Origin of the sequence: Bacteroides caecimuris (genome assembly GCF_001688725.2) — a bacterium.
Lineage (GTDB): Bacteria > Bacteroidota > Bacteroidia > Bacteroidales > Bacteroidaceae > Bacteroides > Bacteroides caecimuris.
On the sequence record NZ_CP015401.2, the window covers coordinates 953,531 to 980,082 of the forward strand.

General features: G+C 38.8%; 30 protein-coding genes and 3 pseudogenes. 5 read left to right on the forward strand and 28 right to left on the reverse strand.

Annotated elements, in window-relative coordinates:
- Positions 1–20: 20 nt before the first annotated feature.
- From A4V03_RS03760 to A4V03_RS03895, 28 genes and pseudogenes are all read right to left on the reverse strand, one after another.
- Positions 21–488 (reverse strand): hypothetical protein, encoded by a 468-nt coding sequence (locus A4V03_RS03760; RefSeq protein ID WP_065538021.1) that lies wholly within the window; start codon positions 486–488, stop codon positions 21–23.
- A gap of 70 nt (positions 489–558) precedes the next feature.
- A complete protein-coding gene (locus tag A4V03_RS03765) occupies positions 559–936 on the reverse strand; it encodes a hypothetical protein (protein WP_065539097.1) in 378 nt (125 codons plus the stop codon).
- Between the two features lie 44 nt (positions 937–980).
- Entirely contained in the window at positions 981–1,313 is a 333-nt protein-coding gene (locus tag A4V03_RS03770; RefSeq protein ID WP_065538022.1) for a hypothetical protein, read from the reverse strand.
- A gap of 40 nt (positions 1,314–1,353) precedes the next feature.
- Entirely contained in the window at positions 1,354–1,818 is a 465-nt protein-coding gene (locus A4V03_RS03775) for a hypothetical protein (protein ID WP_065538023.1), read from the reverse strand.
- Positions 1,819–1,844: 26 nt separating this feature from the next.
- On the reverse strand, positions 1,845–2,438 hold the full coding sequence (locus A4V03_RS03780) for a DUF4304 domain-containing protein (RefSeq protein ID WP_065538024.1): 594 nt from the start codon (positions 2,436–2,438) through the stop codon (positions 1,845–1,847).
- Positions 2,439–2,502: 64 nt separating this feature from the next.
- Positions 2,503–3,273, reverse strand: a complete 771-nt coding sequence (locus A4V03_RS03785; RefSeq protein ID WP_065538025.1) for a hypothetical protein — start codon at positions 3,271–3,273, stop codon at positions 2,503–2,505.
- 60 nt (positions 3,274–3,333) lie between these two features.
- On the reverse strand, positions 3,334–4,137 hold the full coding sequence (locus A4V03_RS03790; RefSeq protein ID WP_065538026.1) for a hypothetical protein: 804 nt from the start codon (positions 4,135–4,137) through the stop codon (positions 3,334–3,336).
- 77 nt (positions 4,138–4,214) lie between these two features.
- Positions 4,215–4,652 (reverse strand): NTF2 fold immunity protein, encoded by a 438-nt coding sequence (locus tag A4V03_RS03795; RefSeq protein WP_065538027.1) that lies wholly within the window; start codon positions 4,650–4,652, stop codon positions 4,215–4,217.
- A gap of 42 nt (positions 4,653–4,694) precedes the next feature.
- A complete protein-coding gene (locus A4V03_RS03800; protein ID WP_065538028.1) occupies positions 4,695–5,120 on the reverse strand; it encodes a hypothetical protein in 426 nt (141 codons plus the stop codon).
- 69 nt (positions 5,121–5,189) lie between these two features.
- On the reverse strand, positions 5,190–5,939 hold the full coding sequence (locus A4V03_RS03805) for a hypothetical protein (protein ID WP_065538029.1): 750 nt from the start codon (positions 5,937–5,939) through the stop codon (positions 5,190–5,192).
- Positions 5,940–6,013: 74 nt separating this feature from the next.
- The gene (locus A4V03_RS03810) at positions 6,014–6,808 is read right to left on the reverse strand and encodes a hypothetical protein (RefSeq protein ID WP_065538030.1); all 795 of its coding nucleotides are present in this window, start codon (positions 6,806–6,808) and stop codon (positions 6,014–6,016) included.
- A gap of 68 nt (positions 6,809–6,876) precedes the next feature.
- Complete coding sequence (locus A4V03_RS03815; protein WP_065538031.1) at positions 6,877–7,431, reverse strand: hypothetical protein; 555 nt, start codon at positions 7,429–7,431, stop codon at positions 6,877–6,879.
- Positions 7,432–7,475: 44 nt separating this feature from the next.
- Positions 7,476–7,808: a hypothetical protein gene (locus tag A4V03_RS03820; protein ID WP_065538022.1), complete on the reverse strand. Its 333-nt coding sequence runs from the start codon at positions 7,806–7,808 to the stop codon at positions 7,476–7,478.
- A gap of 68 nt (positions 7,809–7,876) precedes the next feature.
- Positions 7,877–8,500: a hypothetical protein gene (locus A4V03_RS03825; RefSeq protein ID WP_065538032.1), complete on the reverse strand. Its 624-nt coding sequence runs from the start codon at positions 8,498–8,500 to the stop codon at positions 7,877–7,879.
- Between the two features lie 79 nt (positions 8,501–8,579).
- Positions 8,580–9,113: pseudogene (locus A4V03_RS03830) on the reverse strand (SMI1/KNR4 family protein).
- Positions 9,114–9,194: 81 nt separating this feature from the next.
- Positions 9,195–9,800, reverse strand: coding sequence for a hypothetical protein (locus A4V03_RS03835; protein WP_065538033.1), 606 nt, complete (start codon positions 9,798–9,800; stop codon positions 9,195–9,197).
- A 45-nt stretch (positions 9,801–9,845) separates the two neighbouring features.
- Positions 9,846–10,502 carry a hypothetical protein gene (locus A4V03_RS03840; RefSeq protein WP_065538034.1) on the reverse strand — a complete coding sequence of 219 codons (657 nt, stop codon included), beginning with the start codon at positions 10,500–10,502 and terminating at the stop codon, positions 9,846–9,848.
- 77 nt (positions 10,503–10,579) lie between these two features.
- On the reverse strand, positions 10,580–10,822 hold the full coding sequence (locus A4V03_RS03845) for a hypothetical protein (RefSeq protein WP_065538035.1): 243 nt from the start codon (positions 10,820–10,822) through the stop codon (positions 10,580–10,582).
- A gap of 38 nt (positions 10,823–10,860) precedes the next feature.
- A complete protein-coding gene (locus A4V03_RS03850; RefSeq protein ID WP_065538022.1) occupies positions 10,861–11,193 on the reverse strand; it encodes a hypothetical protein in 333 nt (110 codons plus the stop codon).
- Positions 11,194–11,260: 67 nt separating this feature from the next.
- The gene (locus tag A4V03_RS03855) at positions 11,261–11,503 is read right to left on the reverse strand and encodes a hypothetical protein (protein WP_065538035.1); all 243 of its coding nucleotides are present in this window, start codon (positions 11,501–11,503) and stop codon (positions 11,261–11,263) included.
- 68 nt (positions 11,504–11,571) lie between these two features.
- Positions 11,572–12,375 carry a hypothetical protein gene (locus A4V03_RS03860; RefSeq protein ID WP_065538026.1) on the reverse strand — a complete coding sequence of 268 codons (804 nt, stop codon included), beginning with the start codon at positions 12,373–12,375 and terminating at the stop codon, positions 11,572–11,574.
- A 603-nt stretch (positions 12,376–12,978) separates the two neighbouring features.
- On the reverse strand, positions 12,979–13,659 hold the full coding sequence (locus A4V03_RS03870; RefSeq protein WP_065538036.1) for a BatD family protein: 681 nt from the start codon (positions 13,657–13,659) through the stop codon (positions 12,979–12,981).
- Between the two features lie 141 nt (positions 13,660–13,800).
- Positions 13,801–14,907, reverse strand: a complete 1,107-nt coding sequence (locus tag A4V03_RS03875) for a tyrosine-type recombinase/integrase (RefSeq protein ID WP_065538037.1) — start codon at positions 14,905–14,907, stop codon at positions 13,801–13,803.
- A gap of 125 nt (positions 14,908–15,032) precedes the next feature.
- On the reverse strand, positions 15,033–15,644 hold the full coding sequence (locus tag A4V03_RS03880; RefSeq protein WP_065540271.1) for a TetR/AcrR family transcriptional regulator: 612 nt from the start codon (positions 15,642–15,644) through the stop codon (positions 15,033–15,035).
- A gap of 147 nt (positions 15,645–15,791) precedes the next feature.
- Positions 15,792–16,970: pseudogene (locus A4V03_RS03885) on the reverse strand (DNA methylase); the annotation flags it as partial.
- Between the two features lie 103 nt (positions 16,971–17,073).
- Positions 17,074–18,759 carry a group II intron reverse transcriptase/maturase gene (gene ltrA / locus A4V03_RS03890; RefSeq protein ID WP_065540272.1) on the reverse strand — a complete coding sequence of 562 codons (1,686 nt, stop codon included), beginning with the start codon at positions 18,757–18,759 and terminating at the stop codon, positions 17,074–17,076.
- Positions 18,760–18,804: 45 nt separating this feature from the next.
- Positions 18,805–18,930 (reverse strand): hypothetical protein, encoded by a 126-nt coding sequence (locus A4V03_RS21430; protein WP_255202460.1) that lies wholly within the window; start codon positions 18,928–18,930, stop codon positions 18,805–18,807.
- A 508-nt stretch (positions 18,931–19,438) separates the two neighbouring features.
- A pseudogene (locus tag A4V03_RS03895) lies at positions 19,439–20,434 on the reverse strand (DNA methylase); the annotation flags it as partial.
- Positions 20,435–20,578: 144 nt separating this feature from the next.
- On the opposite strand from A4V03_RS03895, the gene A4V03_RS03900 reads away from it, so the two are divergent.
- From A4V03_RS03900 to A4V03_RS03920, 5 genes are all read left to right on the forward strand, one after another.
- Positions 20,579–21,790, forward strand: coding sequence for a tyrosine-type recombinase/integrase (locus A4V03_RS03900; protein WP_008640397.1), 1,212 nt, complete (start codon positions 20,579–20,581; stop codon positions 21,788–21,790).
- Positions 21,787–22,743 carry a tyrosine-type recombinase/integrase gene (locus tag A4V03_RS03905; protein WP_008640396.1) on the forward strand — a complete coding sequence of 319 codons (957 nt, stop codon included), beginning with the start codon at positions 21,787–21,789 and terminating at the stop codon, positions 22,741–22,743. Before A4V03_RS03900 ends, A4V03_RS03905 begins: the two co-directional genes overlap by 4 nt.
- Positions 22,727–23,740, forward strand: coding sequence for a tyrosine-type recombinase/integrase (locus A4V03_RS03910; protein ID WP_055256750.1), 1,014 nt, complete (start codon positions 22,727–22,729; stop codon positions 23,738–23,740). Before A4V03_RS03905 ends, A4V03_RS03910 begins: the two co-directional genes overlap by 17 nt.
- Positions 23,741–24,131: 391 nt before the next feature.
- Positions 24,132–26,171 (forward strand): phosphotransferase, encoded by a 2,040-nt coding sequence (locus A4V03_RS03915; protein ID WP_065538039.1) that lies wholly within the window; start codon positions 24,132–24,134, stop codon positions 26,169–26,171.
- Positions 26,152–26,445, forward strand: coding sequence for a hypothetical protein (locus A4V03_RS03920; protein ID WP_008640392.1), 294 nt, complete (start codon positions 26,152–26,154; stop codon positions 26,443–26,445). Before A4V03_RS03915 ends, A4V03_RS03920 begins: the two co-directional genes overlap by 20 nt.
- Positions 26,446–26,552 lie beyond the last annotated feature (107 nt).

A 26,552-nucleotide genomic window follows, 5' to 3' on the forward strand; every position in this document is an offset into this window, starting at 1 on the left:
ATGGTTAGCAGGGAGCATCGTCAGATGCTATCTTTCGTTGTTTCTAATATATTTACAAATTCCAATCCGGTGAATAAACACCCAATCCCAATAAGGGGATAAACAATACCACATAAGACTGCAAGCATATTCAATCCTCGTTCATCTCCCGTGAAGCCGTCTAAACAAACAGCTTGCAATATGAAGTTTGTAATTTGCCAATCCAATAAACTTTGGTCTATACAGATAAAGGCAAGCCACAAAAAGATAGAGCAACATTCCAAGCCCAACAATAACATTATGGTTTTAGGTTGCATTGCATATAGTTTATAGACCTTGTAGATTACCAGTATATCTATGATTACAAGCATACCCAAAAGACAATATTCCATAATGCCATATATACCGAACAGACGACCAAAGCCTAAGCCACCACAAAATAATGTAATGGCTATCAGCAAAGCACTGAAAGCTGTCAATAATACTATGGATTGAACTGTTTTATTCATCTCACTATTGTTAGTAATGGGATAGCGTGGAATGCTGGTAGGCGTTATCACGCTTTGTTATAAACTCAATTTACCTATTGGTATAATAGTCTTTAAGTAGAAGCGGGAGAAAAAGCCAACCTACTATGCCTATTATAGAGATAGCAACAAAAAACCAATTCTTCCTGTTGGTGTTATTGTTCCTGTAATGGTTGTCCCATCTTCGGTATCTTTTTGTATCATCCCAAAATACGATTTCATTTATAAGCATAAATAAGATGGAAACAGATAGGAAAGCAACGTATTTGGCTTCATGAACAAAATGGATTGGTGCTATCAGTGCCATTATCAATGCAATAAATGGGAGATGGAAAAACAAAAAGCCAATGTTATTTCCAGCTCTACCATATCCAAGTAATCCCCAGAAGAAATACCTAATTGTAAAATACCAATAAATATACCAGTTCATAATGTCAATTTCAAATTGATGATAATGGTTAGAAAGGAGCATCGTCAGATGCTATCTTTCGTCGTTATATGTATTTCTTGAATATCACTGGCTACTATCATTCCATTCATACCAACAGATGAATCTATATGAATGAACTTCAAAGTATCTTTTGATTGATAATTCTTCACCCAACTATACTCGCCAATCAGATAGGCTGGTATGTTGGCGTTCGTGAAGATATTGAGTTCAAATATAACATTTTGAATATCAAAAGAAGATAATTCCCACCATTCAACACCTTTACAAACCAAACGAATGTTTGATATAGTAAAGATTAGTGTTGCATCATCTTTTTGGTATGCAATTGATGTTATTTCTTTATCGTGATATTCCATACTGTTACATATAATGGTTAGAAAGGAGCATCGTCAGATGCTATCTTTCGTCGTTAGATACTGATTTTATAGTTTCAAGAATATTGCCCGATACAATATTTTGAATACCACTGAATATATCACTGCCATAATAATAAACAAGATTGTCGTAATCAGCCCACACTTGTTCTTGTTCATCTAACCACACAATCAAATAGCCGGGATGAATGTCTGCTAAATAGATAACCTTATTGACCCCTAACTTCAAAGCCACTTTTTGCATAGCTTCCGGGCGGTATTTCTTTATTTTCTTGACATCAAAATAAAGAATATCAGATTGGTTCAGCTCTAATTTCATGTTATAGAATAGAGCAATCTTGCTTATAATACTTTCATTCAAAGGATAATCAAACTTAGAGTAGGATTGTCTTAACTTGTCTATGTAAGAATCCTGCATCATTTGAAAATTAAATTCGTCCCAATGGTTATGAACAAGTATTTCCTTTATTGCAGTAGGTATAATCATTTCTAATTGTATCTAATGGGTTGCAACTAATTGTTTTCAGCACTTAGTTGTTTGTTAGTCATTCTCATTATTACTTCTTGTGCCTTCTTCTTCCATACTTGATTATTGATTTTCTCTAATCGTATTAAAGCATCATTTTTTTTATTCATTATATATTCAATACAAGCAATATATATTTGATGCAATTCTTGTTGAATAGCCTTTTCTTCGTAGAAAAGCATTATTCTATATAGCTTTTCAAATGATTTTATTTTATTAAAGAAAGGAATAATATCTTTTTCAATTAAGAAATTTATTCTTTCTTGTAATTCCTTTACATCTACATCTTCATAAAATTCAATGTCGCCATTTTCTTGAAAGAAATCAGAAATGCTACCTCTCAAACAACAATCTGTATTTTTTACACTTTTACCCTTTGGCACTTTACCCCAACACAAAGCAAAAACATCTGAAGAATAGATTCCTATCTCCAAAGTATAATATTGCCAATTTTTATCACAATATTTGCCTGGTTCAATTCTGAACATATAAACAAAAGGATCACATTGGCATAACCAAGTTAAGCTATTCTTTTTAAAACCTTTTATTTTTATTCCTTTCGATAGTTCTTTGATATACATATTGTTTTATAATGGTTTGGTGAGAAACAGCATTAGCTGTTATCTCGGCCTTGTTAGTTGCTTACTATATATTCTTAATGATTTCAATGTCTTGAATAGGTATATAACCTATATGGGCATTAAAAATGGAATTTATTCTACACCAGCCATTTACTATTTTACTTATAACAACAGGCATTCCAAAACTAACTGCTATGCCATCTTCTCCTTCGGTAATTTTTTCTCCATCAGGTAAAGAATAAATGTAGGAGCTGCATAGTATGGCACTATCTCCAACTTGTGGCGTAAAATTCGTCCTTTTAGCATTCGGGGGGCTCTGTAATATTATATTATACTGAGCTTCCATACATTTCGTAGATAGGAATAGGTATGCTTCAAAACAGTCATTACATTCATTCTCTTCAGGAAAATGCTCTATATGAAAACCCGGAGTGTCAGCATACAACTTTCCGTGAGTTTCATCTCCTCTATTATATACCCCATATATCAATCGCCCATTAGAATCATAATATGCGATACTGTGCAATGCACCCCCGTCAGCCCATCGCTTAAATACTTTCCTGATATTGTTATCGCTATCGAAATACATAGTGATCAATATATTGGCATTCTTAATATGACCATCATCTAAGATTTTGTATGAATGGATTTGATCAAATTCCATATATTCATCCTCTATTACTTTTCCTAAACTATCTAAAGGAACAAGGTATGCAATTCTCAAAGGCATTTTGTTTATTGCATCAATCTCTGTTTGAATAGTTTCCTTATAGTTTTGTGCAAAAGCAAAAGGTGAAAGCAAGCATAAAATATAAAGTATTATTATCGTTCTCATATTACAACTAATGGTTTAGCGGGGAACGCTGTTTAGCGTTATCCCGGTTTGTTAGCAACTTTACTTTAGTTCATAACAAGCATAGAGTTCAATTTTATTTCCTTCAAGAATATCATTGATTTGATACTCCAGTTCGCCCAAACTATTAACACTTGTTATTTGACGGTTGAAACCTAATTGTTCAATCTCCAAATCAATACTTAAATGTCCGATTGATATAAAATTATCTTTCAACTTCTCTATATCCGTATAATATAGAGATAACTTGCGTACACCAAAACTTCCCATAACATTAGTTTTTGTTACAGGAACTTCTTCTATCAAAATCGTATCTATTGTTGGCTTTAGATAGTCATTGTAAGTAGTAGGAACAAAAGCATAATAAGCATCTTTCCTATATTGATAAAAATCTTCAAAGATGAAACAGCGATACTTGTTATCAATTTGAAAGGCAATTACTTCTCCCTTTGTAAAAAGACTGTTTACAAGTATTTTATGCTTTTTCGGCTTACGTACTTTCAAAATGGGTGCGCTTACCTTTTTGAGTAACTTTTGGAGTGCAATATTTCTTTGCGAAATAGCGGTTTTATCTATTTCAGCCCAAGTTCTATCAGCTCCGTTTTCCACGATAGCTTTAAGCAGTTTTACAAAATAATCGTCCAAAAGCCCTATTTCCCAAAGCGTAAGACAAGCAGTAGAAATATAAATTTCTAAATCAAGTGAAGATGATATATTTTGTAATCCATTTTTTAGATACGATTTAATTTCATCTGCCGACTGTCCGCTATCATATCTGTCCAATATTTCATTTTGAACATCTATGCCTAAATCACTTTCCAATATGTTTGTACCGTCAATCGCCATATTTGTTATTTTTTTTGTTGCTAATGGGATAGCGGGGAACGCCATTAGGCGTTATCACGCTTCGTTACCGATATATTCTATAAGTAAATGTTAGACCATTTTGTATCATCGCCCCATTTTCTTTTTTTACTATCAATAAGCCACTTATTTGATTTACATACACAGACATAGCAATGAAGTTCCTTCATCAATCCTTTTTCGATACATGTATATACATGGAACTTGTTTTTTGTAACTCTTTCTATGTCTGTGATAGTTTCTTTACTGGGGTCATATTTATAACTGCCTTCAAGTCCCCATGAAAGGCAATTCGGTAAACCCATTTTTCTGTCCTTTGAGGTACAGAATTGGATGAAAATAGAACTTATTTTCAACTTCATCAATTCTGTTTTTTCTTTTTCCGACAAATCAGGATTATTGTCTATATCTTCACAATATATTTCCCAACCATTCATTTCTGTGAAAAATGCGATGATTGTTCTTTCTATTTCCTGTTTTATTTCTAAATCTTCCATTTCTCTAAATTTATTGGTTTAATGGCTAAGCGGGGAACGCTGTCAAGCGTTATCCCGGTTTGTTAATAACTTTTTTCTTCTCAATAGATGCGAAACTCCAATTACCAAGAGCAGATAGGCAACCAGCAAACTTTGATAAAACCAATACTTATGAAATTTGCCTATGTCTGCTAAAAAAATCTTTTCGCTTGAACCTTGATGAACCACGAATCTATATTCATCACAAAACAAATAATATTCAAAACTCATTAGGTAGGCAAGTGCCAATATAGATAAGGCGATTAGGCGTGATATTTTATGATGTAGCCACAAATCGCTTCCTATAAACAGCACTGAAAAGACAGCCCAATACATAGATGCAAGCGAAAAATGCCACCCTGTTTCGTATAAGGGGCTTATAATACCGATACCTGCATAAAGCGTACTTGCCAATAGTAAGTAATACAATATTATTTTTATAATTTTCATGTTTCGCACTATTGTTATTAATGGGATAGCGTGGAACGCTGGTAGGCGTTATCACGCTTTGTTATAAACTCAATTTACTTTGCATGATTGGCTTTTATTTACCCACCATTCCTGTTCTTCCACCTCACGAGCCTTTTGTATCTCATCCGTTGTCAGATTTTCATTGTGATAGGCATTATATAGATTTTCCCAACCATTCTTACGATATTTCGGTGATACAACCCATTCGCCTGCATCATCAAACAAGTAGAAATTTGCAGGAGTATCGGGTATAATCTCATCTGCCCAAGAACAGACTTTTGTCAGTCCCTTTACGGATTTCCACTTACCCCGATATTCAGATAAGTTCAATTTCAGTTCTGCTATTTCATTCCGTCCTTTCTCTATTTGTTGTCCGCTCATCTGATACCCCTGCTTGAAAGAACCGGAGAATGTACCGCTATATCGTTTATCTCCGTATTCCGCAAACGAGTAATGCCCGTATATGAAACCGTCCAATTCCGTATATTCACTTTTTATCATTTGGGAACAGGAAGAAATGCTATCTACACAAACCTTTCCCTTAAACGGACAGATTACGGATAATCGGGTACGACTGATACCCTTTATCTCATATTCTCTACTATCCATTTTCCGAACTTCGGTAATATGGATATCAATTCGGCTACAATCTTCTCCTAATATGCCAATCATGCTTAAATTGTCAAACAAACCTGAAAGGTCTTGCTGCAAAATATCCGCTTTGGGATTTTGAGAATAGGCTACTCCACAAAACCAAAAGAGTAAAAAGATAATGATATGGTATATTTTCTGTTTCATATTTTACATTACTGTTTATAATGGTTTGGTGAGGAACAGCGTTTAGCTGTTGGCTCGACCTTGTTAGCAAAATATTATACCCATTCTAATATTGGGTTAGGTCTATGAACAAGATACTGTTTATTACCCGGAATTGAAAATGTTATTCCTGTAATGCGATTTCGTTCAAGTTCCTCTTTTAGTTTGTCAGATATATAAATCATCCATGAAAAGTAGGGTATTTGAAACAAATCCATTGAAAAATCAAAAGAACGATTAAAATATATCGTATCAACTTGTTCAAAATTCCAATACTCCTCAGATAAAGTAGATATTTGTTTTTGATTTTTTTCTCTTAGCTTTGCCGTTTCAGACAACTTACTTATCATTTCCGATATAGTTTTGTTATGTATAGGCAAGTTCTCTACATCTTTTCTATCTCTGACTAAGAGATATTCTCCTGCATTTGTTTTTATCCGAATATTAGATTTTTCATAATCAATCATTCCTAATATATCATTTTGAATATAGGTAAAGTCGTAATGTAGAGCGTAATAGTTGGCATCTACCTTATTCCTCTTTTTAGGCATATAAACATCTACATTAAAAAAACGATGTTCGGGTAAAGAACAAAGTTCTATGATGTTTTTGGCTTTTTCGGATATACACAAATGCTCTATCGGGCTGAAAATAAAATCATTCAACCTATTAAATTCCACATCATCATAAATCCTAATTTCAAGATTTAAGTCAGGAACTTGTTCCGGATATGCACCGTATTCTTTGATATATTCTCTCAAAGAGAATTTCGGCTGCTTTTTCCAATAGTTCTTTGTAAACTCCGCAGAACTTGTGTCCTCAACTTCTAATACATAGTATTCTTTGTTCATAGACTTTCTGTTTTTGCTAATGGCTTGACAAGGAACTGCGTTTAGCAGCTATCTTGGCTCGTTACTAACTATTTATTCCACCCATGTAATTCATATTGTTGTTCAACAGTATTTCTGATATATTCATAGGGGGAGTTTTTCAATTCTTTTACGCTTTTTATAGCTGTGGGCGTACCGATTGATGCCAATTTCCAAATACACTTAGTCCATATAGGAACCATAAAAGTTTCTTCCGCTTCTTGGTCTTCGTAATAGGGAAAAGTCGTATGCAGGACATCAATATAAAGCCTTTCATCCTTTTTATCATCACGAACAGCTATTAATATGTCCAAGAGTTCTTCATGCTGTTCATGCCAATATTCTTTCATTAATCGGCGTATATCCTCAATATAATAATCGTCTGGACGCCAAGGACCATATTTATCACAATATAAATAGCATTCCACATATAATACATTCTGCATCGTTTCTTTATCTTTTTCTTGTATAGCCATCTTCCACATCTCTCTCAAAGAGTGTGGATTAGACAACAAATCAATGGAAAAGCGTTTATAGAACTCATCAAGCGTTATCTTTCCTGCTGCTAAGTCCGTAATAACTCTGTCATCTTCGTTGCTTATCATATCTGTTGCTCTAAATTGTTAGTAATGGTTAGAAAGGAGCATCGTCAGATGCTATCTTTCGTCGTTATATGTATTTCTTGAATATCACTGGCTACTATCATTCCATTCATACCAACAGATGAATCTATATGAATGAACTTCAAAGTATCTTTTGATTGATAATTCTTCACCCAACTATACTCGCCAATCAGATAGGCTGGTATGTTGGCGTTCGTGAAGATATTGAGTTCAAATATAACATTTTGAATATCAAAAGAAGATAATTCCCACCATTCAACACCTTTACAAACCAAACGAATGTTTGATATAGTAAAGATTAGTGTTGCATCATCTTTTTGGTATGCGATTGATGTTATTTCTTTATCGTGATATTCCATACTGTTACATATAATGGTTTGCAGCTTGCCGCCGTTTAGGCGGAACAGGTGCTTGTTAGCTACGTTCCTTATTGTTCCAGTTTTCGTTTTACAATATCTACAAACTCCTCTTTAGTCATGAACTTGTTTAGAAAGTCTTCTAATGCTCCCTCATTAGTAACATCTGTGAAAAACACCTCATGGTCTGTACTCCAGACAATCGGATTCTCTGGATTGAGGTCTGATAAACAGATGTAATAGTAATTGGGATAACTATCCGTATAAAGCAATCCTATAAAGGCGGGAGTGGCACAGGTTGAATGTTGAATGATTTCGCCCAACTCTGCATCATCTGAAAACCAATCATTCCATTCTTCAAAATCTTTTGTCCCTTCTTGAAACGGTGTAAAAGGTTTGGCAACCCAAAATAATTGCCTGCGAGGTTCTTCATTCAATGTATAGTAGGCATCTACCATTTTCTTATAGAATGCCTCTCTGTCAGAATTGAACAATTCAGTATTTTCATCCACCCAATCGCCCAAACCTTCAATCGGTTCTGTGTCTTCGGCAGATAGCCAAGGCGTATCTTCCGGCTTTTTATACAATGCGGTATTAAAAGTTATAGCACACAAGTCTTCGGATAAAGACGTTCCTTTTACATTGGTGACATTACCGCCTAATTGCTTTATTCGGTTTATAATTTCCTGTTTCATGACTTCTATTTTTTTCGTTCGTAGCTAATGGCTAAGCGGGGAACGCTGTCAAGCGTTAGCACGCTTTGTTACCGATGGTTTAACTTTCAAAGTCTTTTGAATTAACAAGCCCACGAATAAACTCCTCAAAACATGCTGCAAGCGTAGTAATCTTATAATCGTTTTCTTCATCAATATGGACAACACTTGGTTCTCCTGCTAAACCACATTTGCGATAATCCAAGAATATCATATCATGTCCGGCAGAAGGAGTGGTGCATATCGCTATTCCAATGGTTGGATAGCCCCATTCATCAATCCAAAAACGATTTCCCATTTCTCCGCAAAGAGAATAAGGTTTATCTTTATCTATTCCCATAATTCCACTTATTGTTATATGGTTATTTGCCCAAGAAGTCGGGATTTAAGTTGGAAAACATGTATTGACAGGTTCTCCACCATTACATTGTTTTATCAGCGCAATATAAGATTGGGGCAATTTATATCCCAATTCATTTTCAATATCTTTAACTTCTTCATCAGTAGGTGTTGTCCCTATATAATATTTTTGGGCATATTCATTATTATCCCAAAAACTGGAAAAGTCAAAATCTTTAAAAGGAGTTTTATTCATGACTGTATATTTTCTGTTTTATCGGTAATGGTTTGACGGGGAACGGCGTTAGTCCGTTATCCCGTCTTGTTAATATTAAATTTATGTTTCCTGATAGATTGTTTCAGAATATAATTCTGTCGAAAGAATAATAGATTTTAATTCTCCATTAGGTTTATAATCAAATGAATGTTGTAACGTATCCTGTTCAATATCATTTCTATCAAATTGTCTTATAACTATTTTTTGTAGGCGGTCATTTTCATAAAAATATGTTTCTTCTCTACTTCCACGAGAACCCTTTGAATACATTTTCTCTATTTTACCATTACTTCCATATTGATAATATCGGACATTCACAATACGTTTGCTATTATCATATGCAATAGTTTTCATAAGTTCCTTTTCATAAATGAAAAAGGTGTAATAGAATTGATTTTTAAGTTCCAAGCCCTCTCGGATTTCTATAATTTGATTTTTTACATCGAAATAATAAGTAAATAGGTTATTAGTTGTTTTGAGAGAAGTTACATTTCCAACTATTTTCCCTTGCTTAAACCTGTTTCTTTGATAAGAATAAGGGGATATTTCGTAGAACTCACCTTTGTAATTCTCTTCCCTTACAACATTCTTATCAATTTCTCTTTTCAATTCATCAAACATATTTCTCAATGAATTAAAATCATCTTTCAATTTATCAGGTATCATAGTGTTTCCTTTTAATATTAATGGTTAGCAGGGAACGGCTTGCCGTTATCCTGCGTTGTTAGCAACCTCTTTAATTCTCACCTGATATTTTTGTAATTGCCATTTTTTATCAATCAACAAATATGTTGCGGACAATTCGTTTTTAGAATCGTCTATTATCCAAGTTAAATCTTGAACTTTAATACCTTGCTCATTGTCTGCAAATCTTTTCTCTTTCGGATTGCCAAATAACTTTATACAATGTTCATAAGATGAAGTTTCTATTACAGATAGTTTATATTGTCCGTTTTCGTTTGGTAGCCATAAATTTTCGATAAGGAATAACCGCATATCCTCTACTAATTCTTTTTCTACTGATTTGAGAACGGGGAGTTTATATATGTATTTATGTATATTAGCAGAGAAAAATGGAAAGAAGTGTTTTCCCATTATTCTTCGCTGCATAGATACATTATCTTTGTATGGATTAAATTCATCCAGTGGCATTATTAAATCCATACCCAACCAATTTACATCTTTTTCATATCTCACTTTCGACCTAATACCTACTGTGGAATATAATGCCCTAAAACAAAACAAGAAAACAAAGTCTATTTCACTATATTTCGTTTCTATAATTCCCGAAAAATCTTTCAAATCATTGCTTATGTCTGAGACCTTGATGTATCCCGGAGAATCCGATGTTATTCTTATTCGTTCCATATTTGTTGATTATATTGTTGCTAATGTTTGGCAGCTAATCGCCATTTCTGGCGATTGAGGTGCGTGTTAGTGATATTTTATATTTTAATACAAAGCATATTTTCTATGTAATTGACAAGCTCGATTCTATCCATTTCCATGCATGAATCAGCATCCATCATCATTATTTCATAGACGACCTCTTTCAACTTTTCATCTGTAATTATATAATCAGAATAGCATAAAAAGGCGTATTGGGCAATTTCTATAGCATCATAATTGTCATGATGTACATATTGCCTTATTTCACTTGCAAACATTTCTTTTGATAATAACTTCATATTTTAACAATATCACTAATGGTTAGAAAGGAGCATCGTCAGATGCTATCTTTCGTCGTTATATGTATTTCTTGAATATCACTGGCTACTATCATTCCATTCATACCAACAGATGAATCTATATGAATGAACTTCAAAGTATCTTTTGATTGATAATTCTTCACCCAACTATACTCGCCAATCAGATAGGCTGGTATGTTGGCGTTCGTGAAGATATTGAGTTCAAATATAACATTTTGAATATCAAAAGAAGATAATTCCCACCATTCAACACCTTTACAAACCAAACGAATGTTTGATATAGTAAAGATTAGTGTTGCATCATCTTTTTGGTATGCAATTGATGTTATTTCTTTATCGTGATATTCCATACTGTTACATATAATGTTTGGCAGCTAATCGCCATTTCTGGCGATTGAGGTGCGTGTTAGTGATATTTTATATTTTAATACAAAGCATATTTTCTATGTAATTGACAAGCTCGATTCTATCCATTTCCATGCATGAATCAGCATCCATCATCATTATTTCATAGACGACCTCTTTCAACTTTTCATCTGTAATTATATAATCAGAATAGCATAAAAAGGCGTATTGGGCAATTTCTATAGCATCATAATTGTCATGATGTACATATTGCCTTATTTCACTTGCAAACATTTCTTTTGATAATAACTTCATATTTTAACAATATCACTAATGGTTTAGCGGGGAACGCTGTTTAGCGTTATCCCGGTTTGTTAGCAACTTTACTTTAGTTCATAACAAGCATAGAGTTCAATTTTATTTCCTTCAAGAATATCATTGATTTGATACTCCAGTTCGCCCAAACTATTAACACTTGTTATTTGACGGTTGAAACCTAATTGTTCAATCTCCAAATCAATACTTAAATGTCCGATTGATATAAAATTATCTTTCAACTTCTCTATATCCGTATAATATAGAGATAACTTGCGTACACCAAAACTTCCCATAACATTAGTTTTTGTTACAGGAACTTCTTCTATCAAAATCGTATCTATTGTTGGCTTTAGATAGTCATTGTAAGTAGTAGGAACAAAAGCATAATAAGCATCTTTCCTATATTGATAAAAATCTTCAAAGATGAAACAGCGATACTTGTTATCAATTTGAAAGGCAATTACTTCTCCCTTTGTAAAAAGACTGTTTACAAGTATTTTATGCTTTTTCGGCTTACGTACTTTCAAAATGGGTGCGCTTACCTTTTTGAGTAACTTTTGGAGTGCAATATTTCTTTGCGAAATAGCGGTTTTATCTATTTCAGCCCAAGTTCTATCAGCTCCGTTTTCCACGATAGCTTTAAGCAGTTTTACAAAATAATCGTCCAAAAGCCCTATTTCCCAAAGCGTAAGACAAGCAGTAGAAATATAAATTTCTAAATCAAGTGAAGATGATATATTTTGTAATCCATTTTTTAGATACGATTTAATTTCATCTGCCGACTGTCCGCTATCATATCTGTCCAATATTTCATTTTGAACATCTATGCCTAAATCACTTTCCAATATGTTTGTACCGTCAATCGCCATATTTGTTATTTTTTTTGTTGCTAATGGTTAGCAGGGAACGGCTTGTCCGTTATCCTGCTTCGTTAATAACTCTTTTCTTTTCAATAGATATGAAATACATATTGTCAAGAATAAATAAAAAACAAGAATTTGGCTCGCCAACCATACAAAAATGAAATCATCAATATTGGGCGGAAGATATGCGTCATAAGGTGAATATTTAAGTCCACTCCAATATTCTTGCAATTCTTCCATTTTGAAATAGTAGATATATGACCATATATTGAAACACAATAGAATGGTAATCGAAATCGCTCTCAAGGCTATTTTATGCAAAATAATATCTAAGATTACAAACAATAACAATGCGACTATCAACAAGAACGTTTGTAGAAATGGGGTGAAATCCATTGTTCCATTTGTATCTACTATACATATAGACCACCTTAAAATACCCACTATTATTCCAAATAGGAGAAAATAGGCTATATGGTATATCTTGTTTTTTATGTTCATCTTTAAGTTGTTATTAATGTATTTGTAAGATCACCCGTAGGTGCTGTTTATTGTGGTAAACGACACCCGACAGGTGTGTTTCCTAATCTCTAATAGCTGCACCTTTTGTTAATGCCTCTTTTTGCACTTTCGTGGTCGGAGTTTATATGCTTTCCCTCCAAAGGTCAGTTTCTCGCAAGCTACTTTATAGCCTTCACTGTTAAAATAATACCGATAAACATATTCTTCCTTGCCTTCTGAACCTGAATAGGATGTGCTGCTTGGACGGGTTGTTTCCCCGTTAATTGACAACAACGGAGGATTCTGATCGGGATGAGTATTGCAGGTAAGGGTGGCACAGTATCTCACGTAATCTCCGACCAGTTGCTCCACATTCAAACTGCATTTCAATCTTTTTCTGTCCACTCCGGCAGAATTTACATGCACTCGACATTCAGGAGTGGTATAGGTACGGTTCCCTACCGTTACAGATGCGGCAGGGAGCTGAATCTCGCCGCTTTTCCTGAACCGCACAAGATAGCTGAAACAGGTTTCATCACTCTTGCTTCCCACTCCGTCCACAAGTGTGTAACTGCTACATTTATGTTGTTTCGGACCACTCACCACTTCAATGTTGTCATTGAATACCGGATAAGAAGCCGTGTCGAACTGGGAATTGACCAAAGCATACGTCAGTTCCACCACTTGTCCCGCACGGATTTCCCGTATTGTGTCTGCCTTTATGTGGAAATACACGGAGTCTGCGGTAGTCGAGGCGTACACTCGAACTCCCGAAAAAAATACATACATCCATATACAACAGATTTGTATGTTCCTGATTGACTTTCTTGTTATGTATCTGACCTCTTTTTTCATTTATTGATGTATCATATCAAACATTGCCGTAATCTATTCTTTCTTGCTCTCACTATAATAATGACGGAACAACATTCATGAATCGTCCAATGAATCAAGCGGATTCGGTATGCTCGACTTGTGGGCACTTGTAACATGAAGGTAGATGCTCGTAGTCTTGATGTCGTTGTGTCCCAAAAGCTCCTGTATGGTTCTCAGGTCCGTACCCTGCTCCAGTAAATGGGTGGCGAAAGAGTGCCGCAGCATGTGTACGTGTACCCGGTGCTTGATGCCGGCTCGATCGGCGGCTTCCTTCAACACTTTCACCAATGCACTTGCCGAATATTGCTCTCCGGGTGTTTCTCCCTCGAACAGCCATTTTTGCGGGCGATATTCCTTGAAATATTCCCGAAGTTCGCACAATACCTTCTCCGACAGCAGCGAGTAGCGGCATTTTTTGCCCTTGCCCATAATGCGAATCAGCATACGTTCGCTCATAATATCCTGCGGAGTGAGGTTAAGCAACTCGCTCCTTCTCAATCCTGCGGAATAAATCAACGAAATCATACAGCGATGCTTGCGGTTTGCAAGGCATGAAAGAATGCGCCGCACCTCGTTGCGGCTCAACACTTCGGGCAGGCTCTTGTACTCTTTGGCACGGGTGATACCGCCGTAGTATTGCCGTTTGCCGCCTTTCACCTGCTCGTAGTAGAACTTGATGGCGTTGATGCGCATATTCTGTTGCGACACCGAGATTTTCTTCTCGTTCACAAGGTAGAGTATGTAGCGGTTGATGTCGGCAACCTTCAGACGGTCGATGTTCCGTCCCTTGTGATATTCCATGAAGTCACTGAAATAGGCACGGTATGTTTTGACGGTCGAGGGGCTGTAACGCTTTTGTTCCAGCAGTTCGAGGTAGCCTTTCGGCAGTGTGTATTCACGCTTAGGTTTGGGATGCCGCACGTAAACCCGGCTGTAATCGATGTAGGCATGCGGAGAATAGCGGTCGTAGAAATCAGGCAGCCGGAAAACGGCGGCAGGGATGTAGCCGGAGCCGTCAACGACCGCAGCCACGTCGGTGTCCTGTGCCAGCAGCAGGGTTATGGCTTGGCTGTCCGCGTAGTCCACCCGGATGCACTCCTCACCGTTGTACCTGTCTTTATGCAGGACGATGCTGCCACGTTGTTTTAGTATCTTATCCATAATTTCCCGGCTATAGATTCCATGACCCCAAAATTAGCGAAATAATCCGAAAAACAAACCAATCGGTTTGTTTTTAACACATAAAAAAGCGGCTGAAAACACAAAACCGCTCGAATTTTAACATTTCAGGCTTTTAACAGCGAATAGACGAAGCGCAGTTCCCTTGCAAGCCGTTGTATGTCAAGCCCCCTCAAAAAAGACTGCTCAAAGGACAGACCGAAAAACACCTGCCGGAACAGCATGGCTGTGTCCTCGATGTCCACATCCTGCCGTATCTCCCCTGTGTCCTTTGCCGACTGTATGGCGGCTCTCCAAAACTCGTAGTCCTGCCGGAACATGCCTGCTATCTTTTCCTCCACATCCGGATAATAAAGCCGAACCTGCATCATAAGATGGTAATAATAGAAATTGAAGCTGCATCCTGCCGGATTGTTGCCGTCATCAAGAAGCGATATAAGTTTCCGCATGGTCTGTTCCACACCTTTTATATATTGTTCGATAAATTCCGACAGGGTGGCAGCCTTGAACCGGAACTTGTTTGCCACCGACTGCATCCCGAACACGTATTTATCTATAACCGCCACGAAAAGGTCCAGCTTTATCGGATAATAATACACAAGCCCGGCTTTCGTCAGCCCGCAGGCTTTTCCGATCTCTACCTGACTTGCCTTCTCATAATTCATCTTGGCGAAAACGCGCAGTGCGTTTTCAAGCACTTCTTCACGGTTGGTTATCATGATAAAATTAAATTGATTGATATTTATCTTCCAAAGATAGGACATTATCTTGAGATACAGGTAAGAAACGCTGAAGAATCTTCCATATTCAGATAGATAGACCGACCGCGTCTGCATAACAGTGCGGTCGGTCTGTAATGGCATGGGTCATATCTTTATCCCTTTCGGGCGGTTTTCATTCTTTAACTGAAAACCCGGACGTCCGATGATGACACGGTCGGCAATTTCATTGCCCGATGGACTTCGTTCATTCATTGGGTTGCGAATCCGGGGAGCTTCCTCGGTATGCTGTGACGGCAAGTTCCGTACACCTTCCGAAACCGGCTTGATCTCCTGCCCGTCGTTCTCCTTTTCGGCGACTTCCGGCGTTGGCGGTGCAAGTTCCAGCTGGATCTTGCGGTCAAGCGCGGCAAGTTCGGACTTCAGCTGTTTCAGCTCGTCCTCCTTCTTCCACACCTTGCCCGCTATCTCCTGCAACTGCGGAATCTCCTTTTCCAGCACCTCGTTCTTTGCCTTGTACTGGTCGATGGTGGAGGGTATCTTCTCCAGCGCGTTCAGAAAATTGCGTGCGGCGGCTACCGGGTCAGCCATCGCCAGATGCCCGTTGTTGTAGGTGTACTTGTAGTTTCCCTCCACCACAAAGCGGTTGTCGGTAAACTCCAGCCCCTCTTTAAGTATCCTCTCGCTGACCACCTTTATCGGAAAACCGTAAAGTTCTCCGACAGGCTTGTACAATCCACCCGTCGTGGCGTTCTTGGCGATTTCCTGCAAACGCTTTCCGATAACCTTTTCATCGGTAGAATCCATGCCATCCACCTTGACTGTATTCAGGCGGTTGCCTTCCTTGTCGGTCTGCACAACAGAAAGAAAACGGTTCCAGTCCTCCGTCATGGCTTCTATGACCGCCGTGTTGTTACGCAGTTCTCCCGTTTTGGCTTCCAGCTTGAACTCCGAATCACGCTTGCCCTTGTTGAACGACTTGCGTTCCCCTTCGAGCGAGGCAATTCGCTTCTCTAACTTCGCTTTGTCGAGCAGATCGGTATTGCCGGAGAGCAGTGCCATGTATTCCGAGAAGTTCATGCCCGATTTCTCGTCCATAGCTCCCTCGTCGATGGTACGTGCGCCCATAGCCCCGCTTTTGAGCTGCGATATGAACGTCTGCTTGCAGTGCAGCAGGTTGAACTTGTAGCTGTCCAACGACTTCTCCACGGCGTAGATGATGACATCCACGTTGTTCCCGGCAAAATGCTTGGCAATCTCGTTCCCGGCTCTAACTCCTCGTCCGTCACGCTGTTGCAGGTCGGACGGTCGATCGGGTAGGTCAAGGGCATTACTGCCCTCTTCCCCCCTCAGAACCGTACATGAGGGTTTCCCCTCATACGGCTCAAGCTTTTCTAAGTCTCTGTTCGTGTGCAGAGACCGGCTCACACTACTTCTTGTTTCCATTGGATTTACGGGATAATTTGAAGCATTCATCATGAACCAACAGATTGCATTTCCGTCCGTCTTGGACGGTTGGCATTACGTTCCATGCCTTATACGTGTCAATCGGTTCACCACATATCGGACATTTCCGCCCTTGCTTTTCCCATAGGTAAAGCAGGGACTTACGTCCTTTCAGTGTCACAAGCATCTTTGACTTCATTCTTTTATTGAAGTACAGGCGGCAGTCTGCGTCAAACGGATTCATATCCCCTTTTATCTGCGTATATTGCAGGAAAGGAAACGAAGATGCCAGTTTCAGCAAAGTGAGTTGGTCTTCCTTGCCGTTTGATTTCTTGAACTTAGCCGCAAAAGTCCAGCTGTTCCCTCGGATATTGTGCCAATAACGGTCTTTTATCCACCGTTTTCCTTTCTTGGAATGACGGCGTTTAGCCCATTGCCACAAGGCGAGAAATATCTGATGGTCGATTCTGTGAAAAGAATCACGTGTCGCCCCATGCTGATAATATGCTCCCCATCCTCGGATTTTAGCATTCAACATTCTGATTAATGATTCCTGCTTGCAACCCTTATGACCTTTTGTAACCTTACGGATATTTTCCATAAAGCGTTTTTCGGCTTTCTTAGTCGGCTTTGTCAATATTTCATTGCCGTATTTGCGAATATTGAAACCGAGGAAATCGAAACCGTCACGAATGTTGGTTATCACCGTCTTTTCTTCGGATAAGGTCAAACCTCTTTCAGACATAAAGTCGGCTACCAATGGCTTGATTTCTTTTTCAAGTGTTTCACGGTTCTCGCAGGTAATTATAAAGTCATCAGCATAGCGGACAAGATTCACCATTGGCGAATATAACTTGCCTTTTATTCTAACTCGTTTATATTTCTCTGCAAGGACTTTCTGCAATCCGTCCAATGTCATATTGGCAAGCGTGGGAGAGATAATGCCACCTTGTGGCGTTCCCTCCTCTGTCGGGAACATCTGTTTGTTGAAGATATAGCCGCATTTCAACCATTTTCGGAGTATTGCTTTGTCCATAGGGATGTTGGCAAGCAACCATTCATGGCTGATATGGTCGAAGCACCCCTTTATGTCACCCTCCAAAATCCATTCGGGAGAATAGCCTTTCCGGAGAATGTTATGACATTGCTGTACCGCATCCATACAGCGACGTTCCTTGCGGAAACCGTACGAACGTGTGTCGGCTGTTGTTTCCGACACTGGTTCCAATGCCATGAGGTAAAGTGCTTGCATGGCTCTGTCTTTCATTGTCGGTATTCCCAACGGTCGCAGTTTGCCATTACTCTTTTTGATGTGGACTCTTCTCAATGGCTTCGGCAGGTAGCCTCTGCGTTTGAGCTCACTTATCGCTTGTGTTTTTGCTTCGGGTTTCTCCCATGTTTCCATGTCCACCCCGGGGGTGCTACCACCTCCGTTAGAAGTAACTCTCTTTACGGCTAAGGCTTTTGCGTAAAAAGAGTGGGTCAGCGTCCACTGCAAGGCTTGAAGCTTGCCCGTTCTGCCTTCCTTCTGAGCCTTTACAATGCGAGCTTGAAGCTTCTTAACAGCCTGCTCCGCTTTGGTCCAGTCTATCCTGTCCCAATTCGTTTGCAAGTTATCAGTCGGTGCACACGATTGGTCGAGGAGTTTTTCTTTGATTTTATCGTTCATTTGCATTCCTACTTTAAAAAAGTTCTAAAAGTCTATTGTAAAGAATCACCATTTGGCAACATTCGGTTTGTTTTGCCTACCGAGTGTCGCCACAGAAGTCTGCCCACTTTCGTGTCGGATGATGTCGCCTACATCAGCCCGTGATGTCGGTTCAATCCGTATCCGTTCCATTACAGAACGGCATTCGCTTTTTCTGTTATCTTATACCTGCACACCATTCGGCTTTCATTGCTGTCAGCTTACCTGCCATTTTTACATGGCAGGAGATATACAGGCTTACCATGTTCCACATAGATAACTAACGGATAGGTTAGGTTCTGTCTCATCCTCCGGCGGTGCTTATATCCGTGTAATCCTACCATGGAAAGGATTAACCGACCGCTTCCCTTTTGGGTAGAGTGTACCAGTATCTTACACTCTTTCGTGACATTACGAAGTTTACTAACAGTTCGCTTGCGCTAACCATACTATCCAGCCTCGCCACTCTACGGTATGATACTAACCGTACTTGACTTCCCCTCACGGTTCTGTCTTGTCTTGCGAAAGTGTACTTTGTCCCAACCGCTTAATACAACTATTAAGGTGCATCGGTGGTAGGCTACCGCTGACGGAACAGCGGGTTAAAGCTGATACCCGTAAGTATCATTCCAACAATTATCTATGCGACTTCATGTCGCACCCACGGCGTATCAAGGTGATGGATAGCCACACACCTTTTCTGCGCGTTCACGCCTGTTCCGAGCATACTTGTGGAGCCGAACAGCACGCGTACCGTTCCGGCGTTCATGGCGTCTATCACCGCCTTGCGCGCCTTGTCGGTCTTGCACTCCTGAATGAAGCGCACCTCGCTTGCCGGTATGCCGTAGTCCTCCGTCAGCTTCCGCTTTATCTCGCTGTACACGTTCCACCCGTCGCCCGGCTGGTACGTGCCCAGATCCGAGAAGACGAACTGCGTTCCCTTGTGCGCGTCATATTTGTGGTAATACTCCGCTATCATCTTGGCGCAGTGGCTCGCCTTGTTGTCGGGGTGGTCCTCGTAATTGGGGTCTATCATGCGCATATCCAAAGCCATCTTTCGTGCATAGTCGGTGGCGATAAGCATCTTTGCCTTCTCCTCCGTTTCAGACAGCGGCATTCGGCCCAGCAACGTCGCGTCGCCCGTCTTCGCAAATTCCATCAGTTGTTTGATGAAATATTCTTGGTCGGGCGTAGGCGGTATGTTGTGAAGTATCTCGTTCTTGTGCGGACGGTCCACACCCACGTCTTCCGCCGTGCGGTAATCGGTGATCTCGTTGTAGAAGGCGGCAAGTTCCGGCACTTTGATGAAGTAGCGGAAACGCTCCTTCTGCACCACGTTGTTCGTCACGTTGAACTCGAAGTCGGTCGTCTTTTTGGCGAAAATCGCCGCCCATGCGTCGAAGCACCGAATATCCTGCCGTTCCAATTCCTTCGGACGCAGATATTTGAAGAGCAGGTACAGTTCCGTCAGCGAGTTGCTGATGGTCGTGCCAGAGAGGAACGTAGCCCCCAAGTCCTTGCCCGTGCGCTCCTGTATGGTGCGTATGGCAAAGAGCATATTCAGGGCTTTCTGGCTTCCTTCACTATTACCCAATCCCGCCACGCGGTCATGCCGGGTATTGAAAGTCAAGTTCTTGAATTGATGGCTCAAATCCAAAATTTCGGATTTATCGCATTATCAGAACTTTTATAAGTTTCCTGTTAAATTACTTAATTATTTAGTAATCATTTATTTTGCACAGTAGATAGTTCTGATTATATTACGTCTATAATTGTAATAACTTTCAAACAAAATGCGATTATGGACATATTTAATCTAAATGAAAAAGTCAATGGTCTTGTTTCTTATTTGCAAGACACCGGTTATTCAGCCATGTACATAGACTATGTGAAGAAAATGGCTGAGTGGCTATCAGGAAATGCTAACCATTACAAATGGCAGAGTCTCACCGACGTTGAACCGACACTAAAAGTATTGTGGTCCAACAAGTATACTTATAGGAACAAGGTACGCCTGTTACGTGTAATCTGCCAATATATCGAGAATGGATTATTACCCGATGGTCGTAAACACTATAGTAAACCGCACCACTACGAGTTGCTCTGCGCAGAATACAAGGATGTAACAGACATGGCTTTCAACACGGTAGGTAGATGTTGCAAATTTTCAACGAATGTGAAGTATGCACTATCTTCGTTCTTCTTCCGGCTACAGGAAATGGGAGTGTACTCATTAGAGTCAATAACAGGAAATGCGGTATTGGAAGTATTTTCCAAAGACGGAAAACCGAATATGGGCCATTCGCTCAAATATTCGGTGGAATATGGACTGAAAGCCTGTTTGCCCCACTATGGCAAATCCGTTGAACGTATAATCGCATATCTGCCGGCTATACCCAACATGCGGAAGAATATTCAATACCTTACGGATCAAGAGCTTACTGCTATCAGGCATACTTTAGAATACGATGGCACAATATCCCTACAGGACAAAGCCATCATAACCTTGGCCATGTACACGGGATTGCGTGGGTGTGATATCTCTGCACTCACGCTTAACAGTTTCGATTGGGAACACGACCTGATAAAAATCACTCAGGTAAAGACCGGACAGCCACTGACATTGCCACTCCGTGCCGTGGTAGGAAACGCTGTATTTGATTACCTGCTCAAAGAACGTCCCCGAAGTTCGGAACCATATGTTTTTCTCACAGTACACGTGCCATACAGAAGGCTTCATACAAGCAATCTCGATGCCATATGCTCAAAAGTCATGTGCAAAGCAGGAATAAGACAAGGTAAAAATGAGAGAAAAAGTCTGCACCTATTCCGCCATAATGTGGCGACGACTCTGTTGCAAGGCGGTGTGCAGCAACCTGTCATAAGTGCCACCCTCGGTCATGCGTCCCCAGATTCTCTTGACCGTTACCTTAGTGCGGAATTCAAGAGGCTGAAGGAATGTTCATTGAGTATAGAACACTTTCCCATAGGAAAGGGGGTGTTTGACGTATGAAGACAATTTCATTCCTATCCAAAGCTATAGAAGGATATGTAAAATACCGCAAGGCTTCCGGGCGTTACAGTTATAGCTATATCAAGAACATAATACAGTTCGACCATTTTTGCGTAAGGGAATATCCAGAGCAAACCGAACTTACCCAAGAAATCGTTGACAGGTGGTGTAGGCAACGTCCGACTGAATGCACAAACTCTTGCGTGTCACGTGTCTATCCTGTTTCGGACTTCATCAAGTACATGAAAAAGCGTGGAATGACGAAAATTGACTTGCCGCAAGTGCCAAGGTCTGTACCGAGAACTTATACGCCGCATCCTTTTACACACGATGAATTGAAACGCTTCTTTGACGCTTGCGACAACATAAAGCCAAGGCGTGGCAGACTCGCGGCTATCCAGCGCATGACACTGCCGGTGTTCTTCCGCTTACTGTATAGTTCAGGAATAAGGACAACCGAGGCCGTCCTGCTGGAACGCGATGACGTAAACCTTGAAAACGGCGTGGTATCCATCAAGCGCGGCAAAGGGTATGACCAACATTATGTAGTCCTCCATGACACAATGTTGCCCCTGATGCGTATTTATGACGGAAAAATAGATGGGCTGACTCCGAACCGCAGGGTGTTTTTCCCGACACCGGATGACAAGCCGCACCCTCCTGTATGGGTAACGTACCACTTCAGGGTGCTGTGGCAAAGCTGCAATTCATCCCACGCGATCCCATACGAACTGAGGCACAACTACGCCATAGAGAACATAAACAGCTGGACGCACCAAGGATTTGCAGTACACGACAAGTTATTAGCTCTAAGCAAGAGCATGGGACACAGACAAATGGAAAGCACATTGGCTTACTATTCTTTGACCCCTGCGATTTCTGATATAATAGCATATGCCGATAGCGAAATAGAACAATCATTAATATTAGAGACAGATGAAAAAGAAGATTAACTTACAAGCAATACAGATTGCTAGTTATTTACATGAGTGGCTTGAGTACTATGTGCCCTCAATAAAAGCTTGTAGCCCTCACACGAAAAGAAACTATAAAATTTCAGTGACACTCTATGCTGAGTTTCTTAAGAAAGTGAAAGGCATTTTACCGGAAACATTGAATGCAGAGTGCTTCTGTAGGAAATATATCATGGAATGGATTATTTGGATGAAAAGCGATAGGAATTGTACCCTTGCAACATGCAATGTAAGGTTGTCAGCCTTACGTGCCTTCTTGAAATATGTAGCGGACAGAGATATGACTTATATGGCCGTATTTCTACAAGCTGAGAACATTCCCAATGAGAAAACGCCTAAAAGAAAAGTTATTGGCTTAAGCAAAAAGGCTGTTAAAGCCATATTGTCTGTCCCAAATCAAAGAACGGCAACAGGTTTTCGTGATTTCACATTGATGCTACTTTTGTACTCTACAGCTATACGTGTTAATGAACTCCTTACATTGAAGATTAGTAATATCGTCATGGATTGTACTAAACCTCACATGATTGTCATAGGAAAAGGGAGAAAGAAACGCCCACTTCCTCTTTTGTCTCAACCAGTGCAATGTTTAAAGAGATACCTCAAGAAATACCATCCGAAATATAATGATATGGATGCACTAATCTTTTATTCAAAAAGCAAAGGAGTATATGCTCCTATGTCTGCCGAAAATGTGAACAAAATGCTGAAAAAATATGCCTTAATAGCTCATGAAACTTGTGAAGATGTACCATTGAACTTACATGCCCATCAATTCAGGCATGCCAAGGCTTCACATTGGCTTGAAAATGGAATGAACATAGCTCAAATTTCATATTTGCTTGGACATGAGTGTATCCAAACCACAATGGCGTATCTTGATATAACTACAGAACAAGAAGAGAAAGCTTTGGAAACGCTTGAAAACGAGAGTCAAAAGAATATGGCAAAGAAATGGAAAAATAATAAAACATGAGGCCTAAAATATTCTCAACATAAGTTTGACGAATTGAAAGTAAAGCTGTGTGTCAATATACAAAAGTTTATTGATACACAGCCACTTTGTATGTAAAAATAGCAATATACAGTTATACTCCCAGTTGGTAATAAAGGTGTCAAAGTTAAAGTGTTTGGAATTATTTATCTGCAAATGCTTTTTTGTTATATCATCTCAAAATACAAATATGTGTTGCTTGTACTTTTCTAATTAGAAGTGTTTTTAATTCTATTTTATCGTGTTTTTTTGCCATCACTATATCAAAATCTTTATAAAATCATCTGTTATACAGGATAATTTGGTAATTTTGGAATCAGATTTCCATTTGTTCTTTGAGCATTTGAAAATATATTTAACAAATTAGAAATATATGAAAAGATGTGATTTACATATTCATACAGTGCCATCTGTATCAGATAGGATGTTTACTTATGATAAAGACGTTTTGTTGGATTATGTTGCAAAAACAAAATTGGATGTAATTGCTATCACAAATCACAACTTGTTTGACTACGCACAATATCAAGAAATCAAGGATGCATTGACGCAAATAGTTGTTTTACCCGGTATTGAAGTAGATTTGGAGAATGGGCATATTCTTGTCATAGCGAATAACGATGACGGGACGCTGTTTGATTTTAATTCAAAATGTGAAGAAGTAAAAAATCTAATCAAAACTAAGGATGATGATATTTCTTATGATACATTCATTAGAATATTTGGAGATTTGAGTAAATATTTACTTATACCACATTATGAAAAAGAACCAAAACTTCATAAAGATACCATCGAGAAATTGGGAAGAAACATAATAGCAGGTGAAGTGTCGAGCGTCAAGAAATTTATTTATATGGAGAAGGAGGATACAGAACTTACGCCTGTCTATTTCAGTGACTTTAGAATAGAAAAAGGTGTTACGCCAGATAAGTATCCTGTCAGCCATACATTTTTTGATGTTGATCAGGTGAATGTCAATACACTGAAACTCTGTCTAATGGATAAGACAAAGGTTACTTTGACCTCAGAAAAAGGAATTAAACTTTTTCAGATATTCCCGAATGGACAGATGTTATCAACGGGGCTTAATATTATGTTTGGGAAACGTTCTACAGGGAAAACTCATACCTTGAATGCCATTGCTAGCCGTTTTGAAGGAAAGGCCAAATACATTAAACAATTTGAACTGCTCAATACTAGTAGGAGTGATTCTGAACAGTTTGAAAATGATTTGAAGGTAAGACAAGAAAATTCTGCAGAGGATTACTTGCGCGAGTTTAGCGTTATAGTAACAGATGTATTGAAAACTTGTTCAGCCGATGAGGATGAGATGAAATTGCAGAAGTACCTTGAAGCGGTTATGTCTTCAGCACAGCAAAGCGATGTTAACGATGTTTTCTCAAAGTCAAAACTGTTTAATGAAAGCGATTTCAAAGAACTAAGTTTTGATGAGATTAAAAAACTTATCAATGCAACACTGACTTTATTAGAATCACAGCTTTACAAATCGCTTGTCAATAAGCATTTGCCCGAAGCCTCACTGAAGTCACTCTTAAAAGAATTGATAGAACAATGTCGGAAGGATAACGTTGCCAACTTGTATTTCAAAGAAGTTAATAACATAATCAAGATGGTAAAGGAGTCGCTACAATTGAAATCTGCAGCACCTCGTATTCCCAATATAGACTTATACCAATACTTCATCAATAAGAAAAAGCGTGAAATTTTTGCCCAAGTAGCTATAGCGATAAAGAAAAGCAGAACTATTAGCACGGAAAAGGCCGGACATTTTACAATCAGTGTGTCCGCACGCCCATTTGTGAATGCTACAGATTTGAAAACTGTCGGATTAAAACAGGTGTCACTTACTAACGCTTTTGCAAAGTATGGGAACCCTATTCAGTATTTAGATGAATTAAAGGCGGCAGGCGTTGAGAGTAATCGTATTTATAAGTTGTTTGCAGCCATAGATTACAGAATACTTAATTCTTCAGGCTTGCCTGTATCCGGTGGGGAACGTTCGGAGTTTAACTTCTTGCAGAAAATTAAAGATGCTATTCTATGTGACATTCTCATTATTGATGAACCAGAGTCTTCGTTTGATAATCTCTTTTTGAAGAACGAGGTAAATAAGTTTATTAAGGAAATGGCAGAGAATATGCCAGTGATTATTTCTACGCATAATAATACAATAGGAGGTTCTATAAAGCCAGATTACATTCTTTATACGGAAAAAAAGATAGAGGCAGATGGAGTTCATTTCAACATTTATAGCGGCTACCCAACAGCCCAAACCCTAAGGGATGTTAAAGGAAATACCATTGAGAATTACGAAATCACGTTGAACAGTTTAGAAGCTGGTGAACAAGCTTATTCAGAAAGGAAAGATATTTATGAAACACTTAAAAATTGAAGATCGGAAAGCCTATTTTACAAGAGGCGAAAACTGGATGGTTGTAACCGATATGACCAAGGAAGATTTATTAAATCTTGCTCATGCGGCTATAGAAGAAGAGGATTTTGAAACAGATGTATATGATGAAACATTGCTTCCAAATCCGGCACACAGGATTATTTATCAGCAGATTAATGGCCAATTGATGGAATTACATAATAGAAGGGCGGCTTTTCAAGAGGAAGTGAGAAATATATATAAAGACGCATATAATAAGTATTGTATAGAATAATCTTTGTATTTCAATAGTACAAAGTCAAGATAAATTTCACTTACTACATCTTTTTAGATGTTTATAATTCATTAAATTCGTATTATTTTAAGATTATATGGCACTAT

Excerpts from the sequence above, each read along its gene's own strand:
- A4V03_RS03810 (WP_065538030.1), bottom strand. The coding sequence starts at position 6,808 with ATGAACAAAGAATACTATGTATTAGAAGTTGAGGACACAAGTTCTGCG.
- A4V03_RS03845 (WP_065538035.1), bottom strand. The coding sequence starts at position 10,822 with ATGAAGTTATTATCAAAAGAAATGTTTGCAAGTGAAATAAGGCAATAT.
- A4V03_RS03780 (WP_065538024.1), bottom strand. The coding sequence starts at position 2,438 with ATGTATATCAAAGAACTATCGAAAGGAATAAAAATAAAAGGTTTTAAA.
- A4V03_RS03825 (WP_065538032.1), bottom strand. The coding sequence starts at position 8,500 with ATGAAACAGGAAATTATAAACCGAATAAAGCAATTAGGCGGTAATGTC.
- A4V03_RS03805 (WP_065538029.1), bottom strand. The coding sequence starts at position 5,939 with ATGAAACAGAAAATATACCATATCATTATCTTTTTACTCTTTTGGTTT.
- A4V03_RS03880 (WP_065540271.1), bottom strand. The coding sequence starts at position 15,644 with ATGATAACCAACCGTGAAGAAGTGCTTGAAAACGCACTGCGCGTTTTC.
- A4V03_RS03760 (WP_065538021.1), bottom strand. The coding sequence starts at position 488 with ATGAATAAAACAGTTCAATCCATAGTATTATTGACAGCTTTCAGTGCT.
- A4V03_RS03870 (WP_065538036.1), bottom strand. The coding sequence starts at position 13,659 with ATGTATGTATTTTTTTCGGGAGTTCGAGTGTACGCCTCGACTACCGCA.
- A4V03_RS03765 (WP_065539097.1), bottom strand. The coding sequence starts at position 936 with ATGAACTGGTATATTTATTGGTATTTTACAATTAGGTATTTCTTCTGG.
- A4V03_RS03770 (WP_065538022.1), bottom strand. The coding sequence starts at position 1,313 with ATGGAATATCACGATAAAGAAATAACATCAATTGCATACCAAAAAGAT.
- A4V03_RS03905 (WP_008640396.1), top strand. The coding sequence starts at position 21,787 with ATGAAGACAATTTCATTCCTATCCAAAGCTATAGAAGGATATGTAAAA.
- A4V03_RS03910 (WP_055256750.1), top strand. The coding sequence starts at position 22,727 with ATGAAAAAGAAGATTAACTTACAAGCAATACAGATTGCTAGTTATTTA.
- A4V03_RS21430 (WP_255202460.1), bottom strand. The coding sequence starts at position 18,930 with ATGGAACGGATACGGATTGAACCGACATCACGGGCTGATGTAGGCGAC.
- A4V03_RS03875 (WP_065538037.1), bottom strand. The coding sequence starts at position 14,907 with ATGGATAAGATACTAAAACAACGTGGCAGCATCGTCCTGCATAAAGAC.
- A4V03_RS03920 (WP_008640392.1), top strand. The coding sequence starts at position 26,152 with ATGAAACACTTAAAAATTGAAGATCGGAAAGCCTATTTTACAAGAGGC.
- A4V03_RS03855 (WP_065538035.1), bottom strand. The coding sequence starts at position 11,503 with ATGAAGTTATTATCAAAAGAAATGTTTGCAAGTGAAATAAGGCAATAT.
- ltrA (WP_065540272.1), bottom strand. The coding sequence starts at position 18,759 with ATGAACGATAAAATCAAAGAAAAACTCCTCGACCAATCGTGTGCACCG.
- A4V03_RS03915 (WP_065538039.1), top strand. The coding sequence starts at position 24,132 with ATGAAAAGATGTGATTTACATATTCATACAGTGCCATCTGTATCAGAT.
- A4V03_RS03850 (WP_065538022.1), bottom strand. The coding sequence starts at position 11,193 with ATGGAATATCACGATAAAGAAATAACATCAATTGCATACCAAAAAGAT.
- A4V03_RS03840 (WP_065538034.1), bottom strand. The coding sequence starts at position 10,502 with ATGGAACGAATAAGAATAACATCGGATTCTCCGGGATACATCAAGGTC.
- A4V03_RS03820 (WP_065538022.1), bottom strand. The coding sequence starts at position 7,808 with ATGGAATATCACGATAAAGAAATAACATCAATCGCATACCAAAAAGAT.
- A4V03_RS03790 (WP_065538026.1), bottom strand. The coding sequence starts at position 4,137 with ATGGCGATTGACGGTACAAACATATTGGAAAGTGATTTAGGCATAGAT.
- A4V03_RS03860 (WP_065538026.1), bottom strand. The coding sequence starts at position 12,375 with ATGGCGATTGACGGTACAAACATATTGGAAAGTGATTTAGGCATAGAT.
- A4V03_RS03775 (WP_065538023.1), bottom strand. The coding sequence starts at position 1,818 with ATGATTATACCTACTGCAATAAAGGAAATACTTGTTCATAACCATTGG.
- A4V03_RS03785 (WP_065538025.1), bottom strand. The coding sequence starts at position 3,273 with ATGAGAACGATAATAATACTTTATATTTTATGCTTGCTTTCACCTTTT.
- A4V03_RS03815 (WP_065538031.1), bottom strand. The coding sequence starts at position 7,431 with ATGATAAGCAACGAAGATGACAGAGTTATTACGGACTTAGCAGCAGGA.
- A4V03_RS03800 (WP_065538028.1), bottom strand. The coding sequence starts at position 5,120 with ATGAAAATTATAAAAATAATATTGTATTACTTACTATTGGCAAGTACG.
- A4V03_RS03835 (WP_065538033.1), bottom strand. The coding sequence starts at position 9,800 with ATGATACCTGATAAATTGAAAGATGATTTTAATTCATTGAGAAATATG.
- A4V03_RS03795 (WP_065538027.1), bottom strand. The coding sequence starts at position 4,652 with ATGGAAGATTTAGAAATAAAACAGGAAATAGAAAGAACAATCATCGCA.
- A4V03_RS03900 (WP_008640397.1), top strand. The coding sequence starts at position 20,579 with ATGGACATATTTAATCTAAATGAAAAAGTCAATGGTCTTGTTTCTTAT.